This window comes from Hymenobacter coalescens, assembly GCF_054783195.1.
Genome location: NZ_BAAGRA010000001.1, coordinates 103,123 through 116,697, shown reverse-complemented (window position 1 = coordinate 116,697; position 13,575 = coordinate 103,123). Strand labels below are relative to the sequence as shown.

At 65.9% G+C, this 13,575-nt stretch carries 10 protein-coding genes; 2 read left to right on the top strand and 8 right to left on the bottom strand.

What is annotated here, in order from left to right:
• Nucleotides 1-2: 2 nt before the first annotated feature.
• Both ACYVKQ_RS00510 and ACYVKQ_RS00505 read right to left on the bottom strand, forming a co-directional pair.
• Entirely contained in the window at nucleotides 3-1,622 is a 1,620-nt protein-coding gene (locus ACYVKQ_RS00510) for a hypothetical protein (RefSeq protein ID WP_460574519.1), read from the bottom strand.
• A 43-nt stretch (nucleotides 1,623-1,665) separates the two neighbouring features.
• Nucleotides 1,666-2,292 (bottom strand): hypothetical protein, encoded by a 627-nt coding sequence (locus ACYVKQ_RS00505; RefSeq protein ID WP_460574517.1) that lies wholly within the window; start codon nucleotides 2,290-2,292, stop codon nucleotides 1,666-1,668.
• 366 nt (nucleotides 2,293-2,658) lie between these two features.
• Here ACYVKQ_RS00505 and ACYVKQ_RS00500 point away from each other — a divergent pair, with 366 nt between their 5' ends.
• Nucleotides 2,659-5,073 carry an endonuclease MutS2 gene (locus ACYVKQ_RS00500; RefSeq protein WP_460574516.1) on the top strand — a complete coding sequence of 805 codons (2,415 nt, stop codon included), beginning with the start codon at nucleotides 2,659-2,661 and terminating at the stop codon, nucleotides 5,071-5,073.
• A 100-nt stretch (nucleotides 5,074-5,173) separates the two neighbouring features.
• Here the strand turns inward: ACYVKQ_RS00500 and ACYVKQ_RS00495 are convergent, their stop codons facing one another.
• From ACYVKQ_RS00495 to ACYVKQ_RS00470, 6 genes are all read right to left on the bottom strand, one after another.
• On the bottom strand, nucleotides 5,174-6,202 hold the full coding sequence (locus ACYVKQ_RS00495) for a hypothetical protein (RefSeq protein ID WP_460574514.1): 1,029 nt from the start codon (nucleotides 6,200-6,202) through the stop codon (nucleotides 5,174-5,176).
• A gap of 129 nt (nucleotides 6,203-6,331) precedes the next feature.
• Nucleotides 6,332-7,366 (bottom strand): UDP-N-acetylmuramate dehydrogenase, encoded by a 1,035-nt coding sequence (gene murB, locus ACYVKQ_RS00490; RefSeq protein ID WP_460574512.1) that lies wholly within the window; start codon nucleotides 7,364-7,366, stop codon nucleotides 6,332-6,334.
• 129 nt (nucleotides 7,367-7,495) lie between these two features.
• Nucleotides 7,496-8,905 carry a sugar MFS transporter gene (locus ACYVKQ_RS00485; protein WP_460574510.1) on the bottom strand — a complete coding sequence of 470 codons (1,410 nt, stop codon included), beginning with the start codon at nucleotides 8,903-8,905 and terminating at the stop codon, nucleotides 7,496-7,498.
• A 55-nt stretch (nucleotides 8,906-8,960) separates the two neighbouring features.
• On the bottom strand, nucleotides 8,961-9,980 hold the full coding sequence (locus ACYVKQ_RS00480; protein WP_460574508.1) for a hypothetical protein: 1,020 nt from the start codon (nucleotides 9,978-9,980) through the stop codon (nucleotides 8,961-8,963).
• 12 nt (nucleotides 9,981-9,992) lie between these two features.
• On the bottom strand, nucleotides 9,993-10,403 hold the full coding sequence (locus ACYVKQ_RS00475) for a DoxX family protein (RefSeq protein WP_460574506.1): 411 nt from the start codon (nucleotides 10,401-10,403) through the stop codon (nucleotides 9,993-9,995).
• A 54-nt stretch (nucleotides 10,404-10,457) separates the two neighbouring features.
• Nucleotides 10,458-11,144 (bottom strand): class I SAM-dependent methyltransferase, encoded by a 687-nt coding sequence (locus tag ACYVKQ_RS00470; RefSeq protein ID WP_460574504.1) that lies wholly within the window; start codon nucleotides 11,142-11,144, stop codon nucleotides 10,458-10,460.
• Between the two features lie 163 nt (nucleotides 11,145-11,307).
• Here ACYVKQ_RS00470 and recQ point away from each other — a divergent pair, with 163 nt between their 5' ends.
• Nucleotides 11,308-13,575 (top strand): RecQ family ATP-dependent DNA helicase, encoded by a 2,268-nt coding sequence (gene recQ / locus ACYVKQ_RS00465; protein ID WP_460574502.1) that lies wholly within the window; start codon nucleotides 11,308-11,310, stop codon nucleotides 13,573-13,575.

Sequence of the window (13,575 nt, the reverse complement as noted above, 5' to 3'; positions counted from 1 at the left end):
GCTTACAGGGCGTAGATGTACACCGGGCTGCCGAGCTTATTGTAGTGGCGTACCACCAGCACACTGCCGTCCGGCTGAGGCGCGTACTCGTAGTACGGCTGGTCTTCGGGCTTGGCTTTGGCGGCCGGCTTGGAGCGCTCCATCACGCCCTGCAGCTTTTGGCAGTAGCCATCCTGGGCGCGGGCCACGTACTGCCGCGGCAGCTCCATCTGGGAGGCCCCGAAGGAGCCGGACGAAGTGTAGGAGTCGCCGATCTGCCAGAACAGGTGGGTTGCCTGCTCCTTGTACGCCAGGTTTTGCTGGCTCACCAGCTTCAGGTTGGCGTCGTAGGTCACCACCACGTTGCGGTTGTGCTGCTCGAATTGCAGCCCCATTTCGCGCGTGACCGGGTTGACGAACAGCCCGGCCAGGCGGTTGTCGCCGTAGAGCGAAACCAGAAACTTGTAGTCGTTCTTCACCTCGGCCGGGTAGGCGTTCTTCACCAGGGTGCTGCCCGTGCCATCGGCCTTTACCTTGTAGATAAACGTGCCGCGGATGTCCTGGGCGCCGGTCGGGTCGTAGGTGCGCCCGCCGTACTCGCCGGCGATGAAGCAGTCCTCCGAGGTGGGGTCGAGGTAGATTTCGCCCAGGCCGGAAGTCGACACGTCGTAGGTGTCGTAGGTGTAGCTGCGGGTCGAGCGGCCGCTGGAGCTGGTCTTGGTCACCAGGCGCGCCACGTGACCCTGCGAGGGGAAGTGCGACATCGGCCCGGAGTAGTTCACGAAGGTGTTGTCGAGCTTCTGGTGCAGGTCGGTGGTGAACTGGCCCGCGGGCCGGCCGGCGCTGTTGTAGAGGCGGAATTCGTATTCCACCGGCACCTTGTTGGGGTTGTCCTTCTTGCTGGTGCCGCGCAGGGCGCGGTAGAAGTAGGTCTTGCCCGCGCGGCGCCCGGCCAGCACCCAGTCGTGGTACGACACGTCTTCCTGCTTGGTCGCGTAGGGTTGGGGCAGATCCAGCGGCTGCTGCTGCATTTTCTTGCCGGCCGGGTCATAGCGCTCCAAAAAGTACTTCTCGGTTTCCTCGCGCGGGTTGGTGAGCTTGGTCACCAGGTAGAGCGCGTCCTCGTCGGCGTAAGCGCCGAGCACGCCGCGTTCTACTTTCTTGCTCAGCTCGGGCGCCGCGAACGTGTGGCGCCGCACCTTGCCCTGCGCGTCGATCTGCTGCACCAGCACCTGGTTGGCCTCCACGCCGAGCTTGTTGTCGGTTTCGCGGATGACCTCGTAGAGGTACACCGTGTTGCCGGCGCTGAACACCTGCAGCGGGTACAGGCGGCTGCTCAGCTCCACGTCGGCTTTATCGGCCAAAGACTTCCACAGATTCAGGCCGGAATCTTTGTATTGCTGGCGTTCCACGGTGGCCTGCCAGGCGGTTTGCCCGCTGGGGCTCACGGCCACCACCCGCACGTTCTTCGACGCCCCGTCGGGGATGAAAAGCAGGGTGTGGCGGTTGGCCAGCGTGATGGTACCGTCGAGTTTTTCCGATTTGCTGAGCTGCAGTGTCTGCGCGGGCTTGTCGGGGGCCGGGGCCGAGCCCAGCAGGGAGGTGCCCAACCCGAGCAGGGCCAGGAAGAGGGAAGCTTTCATGCGGGATAAGAGTACAGGGGAAGCGGAATACAAAAGCGGGGCGCTACAGGCTCAGGCCGGCTTGCAGCTGCACCGTCTGCAGCGAAGCCGGCTGCGCCACGTCGCTGTCGACGTAGCGGAAATCGGAGAAGCGGTGCTTGACCACGTCGCCGCTCAGGCGCAGGTAGTAGTCGCGGCGCGCAGTGCTGTACACGCCCTCCAGCATCAGGCTGGGCGAGGCGTAGAACTGCTGCATGGGGTGGTCGGCGGCCCCCCAGAACACAAAGCCCGACCGCAGCCCGCCGCCCAGGCCCACGCCGCAGGTTTTGGCGGATTTCTTGGTGGCCTTGGCCCCGTAGCGCCAGGTCAGGTACAGCGGCACGTCGGCCGTGAAGCCCTCCTGCCCGTTCTGCACGCTCTGGTCGGTGAAAATGCCGCCCTGGGGGTTCACCACGAGGCCCAGGGCCCGTTCCGGGCCGAAGCTGCGCAGCGGCGCGTCGAAGCTCAGGCCCAGGGAGAAGAGGGGAATGTTTTGGCGCCCGGGGCTGGGCTGGGTGGTGGAAAGCGAGGGCGCCGCCCGAAACAGCTTCGCGCCGACGCCGAAGGTGTAGCTAAACTTGCTGACCTGCGCGTGCGCGGCCAGCGGCCCAACGGCCAGCAGGGCCGCGGTCAACCAGAATCTGGAAATCATGTAAGGAAAGGCCGGAGGCCGGGGATAGGATGCGGACTAGCGGGGCGCCCGGGCTGGTAACAGGGGCCGCCGGGTAGTTAGGGAATAAGGGCCGGCCACGGGCGCGGCGCAGGAAATAGGTCGAAAGAAGATAGTGGTAGAAGTTTTCTCATGCAATGGGATTTGTCTAACACCGCCAAAAGTAATGAGGCATATTTGTATAGCAATATGCAGCCGCCGGCCCACCAGCATTTTTTCGGCCTTCATCCGCCCGCGTATAGCTTTGCCTGAATCTTTCGGCCCGAGCGGCTGTTAAAGAAGGCTGACGCAGCCCTCCGGGGCCCGCCCTTGTTCCCACTCCCGATTACTTCAGTCCCCGATACCCTTTTGATTTACCCCAACACCTTCGAGCAGAAAATCGGCTTCCAGCAAGTGCGTGAGCGGCTGGCTGAGCTGTGCCTGAGCCAGCTGGGCCGCCATTACGTGCAGAAAATGCAGTTTCAGCCCCGCGCCGACGAGCTGCGCAAGCTGCTGCAGCAGACCGACGAGTTCAGCCAGCTGCTCAACTCCGGCGCCGACTTCCCCAGCCAGTACTACCACGACGTGCACCCGCACCTGCTGCGGGCGCAGCTGCCGGGCGCGTACCTGGAAGTGGCCGCCTTCTACGAAATCAAGATGTCCTTGCGCACTATCCGCGAGGCGCTGACCTTTTTCACCCAGGCCCCCGAGGGCCTGTACCCCACGCTGCGCCTGCTCGGCATCGGCGTGCAGGCCGACCGCAACCTGCTGGCCGGCCTGGACAAGCTGGTGGACGACGACGGCCACGTGCGCGACGACGCCTCGCCCTTGCTGCGGCAGCTGCGCCAGGAGCTGATCAACCGCCAGGGCATCCTGCGCCGGCAGATTGCCGATGTGCTGCGCAAGGCGCGCTCCGAGGGCTGGACGCCCGAGGGCGCCGAGCCCACCATCCGCGGCGGCCGCCTGGTGCTGCCCATCGTGGCCGAGCACAAGCGCCGCATCAAGGGCCTGATCCACGACGAATCGGCTACGGGCCAGACGGTGTACATCGAGCCGGAGGCCGTGTTCGAGCTCAACAACGACATCAAGGACCTCGAAAACGCCTGGCACCGCGAGCTGGTGCGCATCCTGATCAGCCTGACCGATCAGCTGCGCCCGCACATCCCGGATTTGCGCCGCGCCTACCAGTTCCTGGGCCTGCTCGACTTTATCCGCGCCAAGGCCCGGTTTGCCCGGCAGATGGAAGCGGTGATGCCCAAGCTCCTGGCTCGTCCGCTCATTCAGTGGACGCAGGCCCGCCACCCGCTGCTGTACCTGAACTTCAAGGAGCAGGGCCGCGAGGTGGTGCCCCTTGACGTGGTCTTGCACGCCGAGCAGCGCATCCTGGTCATTTCGGGGCCAAACGCCGGCGGTAAGTCGGTGGCCATGAAGACGGTGGGCCTGGTGCAGTACATGCTGCAGTGCGGCCTGCTCATTCCCGTGCGCGACGACTCCGAAGCGGGCGTGTTCGACGATATTTTCCTGGACATCGGCGACGAGCAGAGCCTGGAAAACGACCTGAGCACGTATTCCTCGCACCTGACGCACATGAAGCAGTTCCTGCTCTTGGCCAACAAGCGCAGCCTCGTGCTCATCGACGAATTCGGCACCGGTACCGAGCCCGCGCTGGGCGGCGCCATTGCCGAGGCTGTGCTGTCGGAGCTGAACCGCGTGCGGGCCTTCGGCGTCATCACCACGCACTACACCAACCTGAAAAACCTTGCCGAGCGTACGCCGGGCCTCGTCAACGGCGCCATGCGCTACGACCCGAAGCACCTGCAGCCGCTCTACCGCCTCGAAACAGGCAAGCCTGGCTCCTCGTTCGCGCTGGAAATTGCCCGCAAGATCGGCCTGCCGAAGAACATCGTGGAGCGCGCTTCCCAGCTCGTGGGCAAGGAAAAAGTGCGCTACGACCGCCTACTCGAAGAGCTGGAAGCCGAAAAGGCCCAGCTTGAAAAGCGCACCGCCGAAGCCGAAAAGAACGAGCGGCGCATGAAAAAGGTGGCGCAGGAGTACCAGGACCTGAAAAATCACCTGGAGGAAACCAAGCAGGACGTGCTGCGCGAGGCCAAGCAGAAAGCCAAGCTGCTGCTCAAGGACACCAACGCGCAGATCGAGGCCACCATCAGCCAGATTCGCACGGCCGGCGCCGAAAAGGAGCAAACCAAAGCGGCTCGCCAGCAGCTCGACGCCTTCGTGCAGCGCGAGCTGAAGGAAGAGCTGCCGAAGCCCCGTGGCCAGCGCGAAACCATCGACCCGAAGGCCCTGCGGCCCGGCGATAAGGTGGCCCTGATCGGGCAGGAAGGCTACGGCGAGTTGGTGAGCCTGAAGGGCAAAACCGCCGAAGTGCTCTTCGGCGGGCTCAAGACGCTGGTGAAGGTGCAGCAGCTGGAAAAAGTCACGCGCTCGGAAATCCGGGAGCGGGAAAAGGAGGCCGCCCGCAAGGCGCCGGCCGTGGAGGCCCGCGCCAGCGGCCTCGACGTGACCGGGCGCATGGCCGGCTTCAGCACCACGCTGGACTTGCGCGGCGAGCGGGCCGAAGACGCCCTGCAGCGCATCATGAACTACGTGGACGACGCGGTGATGCTGGGCGTGCCCGAGCTGAAATTCATCCACGGCCGCGGCAACGGCGTGCTGCGCCAGGTCGTGCGCGACTACCTGCATTCCGTGCGCGCGGTGGCCAGCGTGGCCGACGAGCACGCCGACCGCGGTGGCGACGGCGTAACGGTGGCCGTGCTGAAATAAGCGTTTCGCTCCTGGCCGGAGCAAGCCGGCCTTACATGCAAAAGCGCGGCCTCCAGAAGGGGGCCGCGCTTTTGCGTTGCGTGCAAGCGCCGTTGCGGGCTTACTTTTTCCGAGTAATCATGGGCACGGCCGGCTGGGTGCTGACCCCCATGCTGTTGGCCGACGAGACGCGAATGTAGTACGTCGTGCCGGCCTGCAGGTCCGGAATAGTCATCTGATGCTGCGTGGTCGGGGTTTTATCCTCCATCACGCCGCCCAGGGCCGGGGTGGCGCCGAACTCGATTTTGGTGGTGCCGGGGTTGATGGTGGCGAAATCCACCGTGATGCTGTTCTTGGTCACGGCTATGGGCACCGGCTCGCCTTTAATAACGGGCAAGCCGCCGGCCACCACCAAGTCGGTGCTCAGGCGCGGCAGCAGCTGGTAGCCCGTGGGCGTGCCCGTGGGCGAGTGCTGCCCGACCACCCCGACCAGGTCGAATTTCTGCGTGGGCACCGTGCTGCCCACCAACCCGTTGGTGCCCGTCGAGGGCGCCGAAACGCGCACGATGGCCCCGGCCTGGCCGTTGATCAGGTAGTTCATGTTGCCGGCCAGCGCGGTGGCAGCGTTGCCGCCGGTGCTGGTGAGGCGTTCCACGTCGGTGATTTTCACCAGCCGGCCCTCGTAGGCTTCGCTGAGCACTTTCGTCAGCTCCGTGGCCGGCACCGCAGTGATGGTGTACTTGCGGCCCGAGGCCAGCTTTTTCACCGACAGCACAGGGTCCATTTCCAGCAGGCTGTTGTAGTTCTTCAGCGTGCCGTGCGCTTCCACGCTGTCACCCGGTACCAGGGCCTTCAGCGCGTCCAGGGTGTTGGAAAACAACCCCAGACCGGCTTCTTTATCCTGGATGTAGCGAATGTTGCCCAGTTCCGGCCCGTTGACGACCACGCCGCGCACGGTGACAGTGGTGCCCGGCTCGGCCGTGCGTACGGCCGCCAGCGTGAGGGGCCCGGCCGGTGCCGGTGCCGCAGCTGGTTCCGGCTGCGCTTTGACCGGAGCCGCCGCCGTGGTACGCTTGGGCGCCCGACCCTGCTGAGCCTGGGCCGCCAGGGCGCCGCCGAGCAGCAGCGCCAGAAGAGTCAATTTTTTCATCAGAAGCAAAAAGGCTGCAATAGGTAGGGAGAGGCAACTCCCTACAAATATCCGGCTTGTTTCTGAAGTTCTTGCAAAAAGAAAGGCTAATAACTCTAAACTTTAATATAGCGCCCGGACTATGCGAGCTTACAGGATGTTCACTTCCGGGTGCAGCTCGATGCCGAACTTCTCGCGCACCGACGCAATAATTTCTTCGGCCAATGCCCGCACCTCGCCGCCGGTGGCCCCGCCGTGGTTGACGAGCACCAGCGCCTGCCGGTCGTGCACCCCGTAGCGGCCCTCGGTGCCGGCACGGTGGCCCTTCCAGCCGCACTGCTCAATCAGCCAGCCCGCGGGCACTTTCACGCCGCCGGGCACCGGGTAGCCGGGCAGCTCCGGGTACTCAGCCTTCAGCGCGTCGAACTTGGCCTGCGACACCTCCGGGTTCTTGAAAAAGGAGCCCGCGTTGCCGATCTGGGCCGGGTCGGGCAGCTTGCTGCGCCGGATGCTGATGACGGCCTGGCTCACTTGCTGGGGCGTGGGCTCAGCCGTGACGCCCATTTCCTCCAGCGTGGTGCGGATGGCGCCGTACGACACGTTGGCCTGCGGCCGCTGGTGCAGCCGCAGCACCACGCCCGTCACCACGTACTGGTTGCGCAGCGGCCCTTTAAACACCGATTCGCGGTAGCCGAACCCGCATTCCTCGCGCGAAAACCGGCGCAGCTGCCCCGTGCTCAGCTCCACGGCTTCCAGGTACTCAAAGGCGTCCTTGAGCTCCACGCCGTAGGCCCCGATGTTTTGCAGCGGGGCCGCGCCCACCGTGCCCGGAATCAGCGAGAGGTTTTCGATGCCCGAGAGGTTCTGGCCCAGCGCGTACTCCACCAGCCCGTGCCACGATTCGCCCGCGCCGGCCCGCACCAGGGTGCTCCCGTCGGTGGCTTCGTCCAGGGTTTCCAGTCCGCGAATCTCGTTTTTGAGCACCACCCCGTCGAAGTCCTGGGTAAAGAGCAGGTTGGAGCCGCCGCCGAGGATGAGCTTGGGCGCGGCCTGCACTTCGGGCTCCCGCAGCAGCTCGCGCAGCTCCTCCACCGTAGTGAAGACGGCAAACAGGCGGGCTTTGGCGTCGATGCCGAAAGTGTTGAAGGGGCGCAGGGAAACGTCGTGCTGAAGCAAAGCGGGCATAGTCGGAAAATCGGTGCGAAGGCAAAGGTAGCGCATCCAGGGCCGGCCCGAAATGCAGGCGGGCCCGCCGCCGGAGTGGCAGCGGGCCCGGCCATGGGCGCGGCAGTGGGCGCGGAAAGCCGGGCAGGCCTACCGCACGCGGTAGCCGCGCAGGGCGTAGTAAAGGAGGTAAGCGTAGCAGAGCGCCGGCAGGATGAACGCCACGCGCAGGCCGCCGGCGTAGGTGGCCACCCAACCCATGAGCAGCGGCACGATGGCCCCGCCCACAATGGCCATGATCAGGTAGGAGGAACCCTGCTTGGTGAACGGGCCGAGGCCTTTGATGGCCAACGGGAAGATGACGGGCCACATGATGGAGTTCATCAGGCCGCAGAGCACCACCAGCCACAGGGCCGCTTCGCCGCGCACGGCAATGGAAGCCAGCACGAACAGCACCGCGGCGGCGCACACCGCGGCCAGAGCCTTCCGGTCGTTGATGCGGCTGAGCAGCGGAATGCCCACCACGCGGCCCACCAGCGAGCCAAACCAGTAGGAAGCCACCAGCACCGCGCCTACGGCCTTGGTGAAGCCGGCGGTGGTGTCAATCGGGGCCGGCGACTGGCCGAGCAGCACGCCCACAAAGTTCGTGGCGACGTTCAGGCCGCGCACCAGCGCCTGCGTGAAGTCGCTGAGCTGGGTAATGCCCTGCGCCTCACCGTAGCGGATCAGGAACGAGCCCAGGCCCACTTCCACGCCTACGTAGAGGAAAATGGCCACCACGCCGAGCTTCAGGTGGGGAAAATCCAGGGCCGACTTTCGACCCAGGGCCGGCGCTAAGTCGGCCGCCTCCGTTTCGTTATCGGCCTGCATGCCCTCGATTTCGGGCAGCTTCAGCGTGAAGAACACGCCCGCCAGCACGGCCAGGAAAATAGCCAGGCCTACGTAGGGCGCTTTTACCAGCGTGGCTTCCTCGGCCAGGCGCTCGGCCGCCGGCAGCGCCGCCAGCCGGGCTTTCAGGGCCACCGAGCCGCCGAACAGCAGCATGCCGCCCAGCAAAGGCGACAGGGTGCCGCCGAGGTTGTTGGCCACGCCCACGATGCTCACGCGGCTGGCCGCGCGGTTGGCGGGCCCGAGCACGGATACGTAGGGGTTGGCGGCTACCTGCAGCAGCGTCACGCCGGCGCCCAGCACGCCCAGGCCCAGCAGGAACACGGCGAAGGTGCGCGTATTGGCGGCCGGCACAAACAGCAGCGCGCCGGCGGCCATGACCAGCAGGCCCAGCACGATGCCGCGCTGGTAGCCCAGGCGCTCCAGCACCCGGCCGGCCGGCAGCGACATCAGGAAGTAGGCCCCGAAGAAGGCAAACTGCACCAGCGACGACTGCAGGTCGGTGAGCTGGCACACGTCCTTCAGGTAGGGCATGAGCACGTCGTTGAAGTTGGTGACGGCCCCGAAGAGGAAAAACAGGGACGTCATGGCCGCCATGGGCAGCGCGTAGCTGCGCGCGGGCCCGGCGGTGGCCGTAGCGGCCGAGGAAGAGGAAGTAGTGGGAGCGGCCATGCAGGCGGGAGAGGAGGAATACAGGCCTTAAAGATAGGAAAAGCGGCCCGGCGTCCTACAGCGGCCACTGCCGCCGCAGCTGCTGGTAGCCCGGGTGCCCGTCCAGCCCCACCAGCGACTCGAACATGCTGACAAAGGAGCGCACTAGCTCGGGGTCGGCCGTGAGCATGGCGCGGGCTTCGGCCAGCCGGCCCAGGTTGTACTGGCCCACGAAGATGACCAGCGCCCGAAACGGCTCGGCCGCTTCCATATCGACGCGGATGAGCAGCTGCAACGGCAGCGTGGGCACCACGAAGTGCGAGCCAAGGCCTGCCTGCCGCTGCTCGGGGTGGTCGGCGAAAAGCTCGAACGTTTCCTGCACTTGGCGCAGGGTGGTGTGGTGCAGGTGGCGGTGAGCCTCCCAGGCCGCAGCGCTCAACTCCCGCTCGGGATGTAGCTGCTGCCAGAGGGGGCGCAGAAAGTGCCCGTAAAGGCTGTTGCCGGCTTCGGCGGGCGGAAAGTCTGGGGTGGTTTCCTCGGCGGCAAGGGTGGCCAGGTAAAACTCGCGGGCGTCGCGGGCACGCTCCAGCAGCAGCGTATGAATGCGGTCGGTGACGCTGGCAAGCTGGCGCTGGGGGCCCGGGGCGTAGTGCTCGGTCCAGAACTTGCCGATGGCCGCCGAGTCGGTCAGCACCGCTAGGTACTCGCTCCCGTGGGCCCGATCCAGAAATTCGCGAACCTCGCTCAGGATGCGCGGCATGCCCTTATACAGTTCGCGGGTGGCGTCGGAAATCGTGTTGACGGCCCCGCGGATCTGCTGGTCGATGGCCATGTTGCTCTCGGCGAGCTTGCGGGTTTCCTCGGCGACCTGGTGCATCTGCTGCAGTGCTTCGTCGGTGTTGCGCGAAGCCTCGTTGGCGGCCCGCCAGCTTTGGAAGGCTACGAAAAAAGCCAAGAACGAAGCCACGCTGCCGACCACGGAGTAGTGGTTGCCCACGTCGCCCATCCAGCTCAGGCCCAGCCCCACTAGCAGCAGGAACAGGGCCAGGTAGAAGAGGCCGCTCTTGGTGGGGTCGAAGAAAAAGGAATGGCGCATAAACCAAGTCGCTTAAACCAGCTGCCGCGCCGCCGGCCGCGTGTAACACCAGGCCCAGGCGATGAGCAGGCCCTGTAGCGGCAGCCGCGCCCAGAGCATCCACTGCGGCAAGCCCAGCCCGCCGCCGGGAATGCGCGCCATGTACACATTGGCCGGAAACACGGCCAGCAGCAGCAGCACCAGTCCCCAGGCGGCTGGCCGGCGCGTGCGGCGCGGCAGCAGCAGCAGGCCCAGTCCGATTTCGGCGGCGCCGCTCAGGTACACCAGCGCCTCCGGCGCGGGGAGTTGGGGCGGCACAATGCGCACGAAGGGCCGCGGCTCCGCGAAATGCATCACGCCGGCTGTCAGCATGAGCGCCGAGAGGCCCAGCAGGCCGAGCCCGTACCAGCGGACTCGCGTCGAGGAAGAGGTAGAAAAGAACATGCCCACGGAGAAAATCTTTGTGGGCATAGCGCAGCCCGGCCCGGATGGTTGTGCTTACCGCCCAGAAACGGCCGGGGAGTTGAGCGCGCCCGCGGCTGGTTTGTCGGCGGGCTTCAGGGCAAGGTAAACCAGATCAGTGGCCGTGGGGCCGTGGGGCTGCGGCCGCGACACACGGGTAAGGGAGTGAAGCGTCAGCCCGTGGCTGGTCAGCAGCCGGGGCACAAAATCGGCCGGGTAGTAATGCAGGTACGCCCGGTGCTGCCCGTCACTGGACGCCTGGTAGCCCGATTGCGCCTCATCGCCCTCGATCAGGCTCACGTACAGGGCGCCGCCGGCCCGCAGCAGGCGGTGGCACTGGCCGATGAACTGCGCACAGTCGTCCGCAGCGAGGTAGGGTAGGCAGAAACCGCTCACAATGCCGTCGTAGGGGCCGGGCAGCGTGCCGAGCTGCCGCGCGTCGAGCACGGCGCAGCGGGCCGCCGGGTTGTTGGCCTGGGCCCGCGCTACCATGTTGGGCGCTGCGTCGGTGGCAAGCAGCCGCGCGTCGGGGCGGCGCGCCAGCAGCTGCCGGGTGACGTTGCCGGGGCCGCAGCCCACCTCCAGCAGCTGCGGCTGCGCCCCCGGCAGCAGGGCACAGAAGGCGTCGTAGGTCGCGTCGTACAGGTCCCAGTCCATGAACTTCGCCTCGTAGGATTCGGCCAGCTGGTTGTAGGCTTCGATGGTGACGGCGTGGTGCGACATGGGCAGAGCGGGGCGCTGAACGGTGGGGTAGAAAGCCTGGCGGCATCCCAAGATAAGAGGTCCACCTGTTCGGTCCGGAGCAAAGCGCGGTTCACGCACTTTTTTAGTTTTTTGATAGTTTTATTAGCCTAAAACTCCCGGCAAACCGCCGTATTTTTACCGAATGTTAGCAGCTACCCAGCCCCTCACGCCCACGCTCGACGCCGCCCGGCGCGTGCTGAAGCAGTACTACGGCTACGACCAGTTCCGGCCCATGCAGCAGGATATTATCCAGAGCATCCTGAGCGGGCAGGACACCGTCGTGCTCATGCCCACGGGCGGGGGCAAGTCGGTGTGCTTTCAGGTGCCGGCCATGGTGCAGGAGGGCGTGTGCGTGGTCGTGTCGCCGCTGATTGCCCTGATGAAGGACCAGGTGGAGGCGCTGAAGGCCAACGGCATCGCGGCGGCCTGCATCAACTCCAGCATCGGGCAGGCGGAGCAGAGCAGCATCGGGCGGGCCTGCCACGCCGGGGCGCTCAAGCTGCTGTACGTGTCGCCCGAAAAGCTGCTGTCCGAGGGCTTTCTGGCGTTTCTGCACCGCCTGAAGGTGAGCATGTTCGCCATCGACGAGGCGCACTGCATCTCGTCGTGGGGCCATGACTTCCGGCCCGAATATACCCAGCTGCGGGTCTTGCGCGAGCAGTTTCCGCAGGTGCCCATCATTGCCCTCACCGCCACCGCCGACCGCCTCACCCAGCGCGACATCCAGCAGCAACTGCGCCTGACCGAGCCCAAGGTGTTTCTCTCGTCCTTCGACCGGCCCAACCTCTCGCTGAGCGTGCGCCCCGGCCAGGACCGCGTGAAGTCGGTGGTCGACTTCCTCGCCAAGCACCCCGACGAGGCCGGCATCGTGTATTGCCTCTCGCGCAAACAGTGCGAGACGCTGGCCGGCAAGCTCAAGGAGAAAGGCATCCGGGCCGGCTTCTACCACGCGGGCATGGCCGACCGCAGCCGCTCCGAAGTGCAGGAGCAGTTTCTGCGCGACGATTTGCAGGTGATTTGCGCCACCGTAGCCTTCGGCATGGGCATCGACAAGAGCAACGTGCGCTGGGTGATTCACTACAACCTGCCCAAGAACATCGAGGGCTACTACCAGGAAATCGGCCGCGCCGGCCGCGACGGGGCGCCCGCCGAGGCCGTGCTCTACTATAGCTACGCCGACGTGGCCCAGCTGCGCGACATGATTACCAAGGACGCCGACCCGCGCCTGGCCCAGCTGAACACCACCAAGCTGGAGCGCATGCAGCAGTTTGCCGAAGCGGCCTCCTGCCGCCGCCGCATCCTGCTGGCGTACTTCGGCGAAGTGCTCGACAAGGACTGCGGTAACTGCGACATCTGCCGCAACCCGCCCACCACCTTCGACGGCACTGAGCTGGCGCAGAAGGCCCTCTCGGCCGTGGCCCGCACCCGCGAGGCCGCCCCGCTCACGCTCATCGCCGACGTGCTGCTGGGCCGCCGCAACCAGGCCGTCATCAGCCGCGGCTACGACCAGATCAAGACCTTCGGCGCCGGCGCCAACCTCTCGTTTCTCGACTGGCAGAGCTACCTGCACCAGCTGCTGAACGACGGCCTGCTCTACATTGCCTACGAGCAGGGCTACGCGCTGAAGCTCACCGACCTGGGCTGGCAAGTGCTCAAGGGGGAGCGGAAGCAGGCCCTAAAGCAGTTTCAGGTGCCGCAGAAGGCCGAAAAAGCGCCCAAGGGCCGCGCCGCCAAAGCCACCGCGGGCACCCAGCGCCTGCCCTCCGTCACCGACGAGCTGTTCGACCGCCTGCGCCAGCTGCGCAAGAAGATTGCCGACGAGCAGGGCGTGCCGCCCTACGTCATCTTCACCGATACCACGCTGCAGGAAATGGCCATCGAGCGGCCGCGCACCCGCACGGCCATGCTGGCCGTGTCGGGCGTGGGCATGAAGAAGTTTGAGACCTACGGCGAACGGTTCATCGAGCTCATCAACCAGCACGCCGGCGCGCCCTCGCCCGACGACGTGCCGGACCTGTCTGACGAGGACGACCAGCCGGCCGCGGGTGCCGCCAAAAAGCGCCCGGCCGCCGGCAGCACCTACCTCGACAGCTGGAAGCTGCACCGCCAGGGCCTCGCCGTGGACCAGATTGCCGAGCAGCGCGGCCTTTCGCCGAGCACCGTGAAGTCGCACCTCGAAACGCTCTACGAAAAAGGCTACCAGCTGCGCACCGAGGAGTTCATCAGCCAGGACGACTACGCCCGCATCCGCGCCGCGGCCCACGAGCTGGGCCCCGATTTCCGCCTGCGCGACCTGTTCGACCACCTGCGCGAGCAATACGATTATTTTCAGCTGCGCCTGGCCCTGATTTATGACAAGCGCCTGCGTGGGGAGCTGCCCAACCAGCCGCCGACCGAGCCGGGCGCGTAA

Coding starts and splice junctions, on each gene's coding strand:
- ACYVKQ_RS00475 (WP_460574506.1), bottom strand. CDS start 10,403: ATGTTCTTTTCTACCTCTTCCTCGACGCGAGTCCGCTGGTACGGGCTC.
- ACYVKQ_RS00495 (WP_460574514.1), bottom strand. CDS start 6,202: ATGAAAAAATTGACTCTTCTGGCGCTGCTGCTCGGCGGCGCCCTGGCG.
- ACYVKQ_RS00510 (WP_460574519.1), bottom strand. CDS start 1,622: ATGAAAGCTTCCCTCTTCCTGGCCCTGCTCGGGTTGGGCACCTCCCTG.
- murB (WP_460574512.1), bottom strand. CDS start 7,366: ATGCCCGCTTTGCTTCAGCACGACGTTTCCCTGCGCCCCTTCAACACT.
- ACYVKQ_RS00485 (WP_460574510.1), bottom strand. CDS start 8,905: ATGGCCGCTCCCACTACTTCCTCTTCCTCGGCCGCTACGGCCACCGCC.
- ACYVKQ_RS00480 (WP_460574508.1), bottom strand. CDS start 9,980: ATGCGCCATTCCTTTTTCTTCGACCCCACCAAGAGCGGCCTCTTCTAC.
- ACYVKQ_RS00470 (WP_460574504.1), bottom strand. CDS start 11,144: ATGTCGCACCACGCCGTCACCATCGAAGCCTACAACCAGCTGGCCGAA.
- ACYVKQ_RS00505 (WP_460574517.1), bottom strand. CDS start 2,292: ATGATTTCCAGATTCTGGTTGACCGCGGCCCTGCTGGCCGTTGGGCCG.
- recQ (WP_460574502.1), top strand. CDS start 11,308: ATGTTAGCAGCTACCCAGCCCCTCACGCCCACGCTCGACGCCGCCCGG.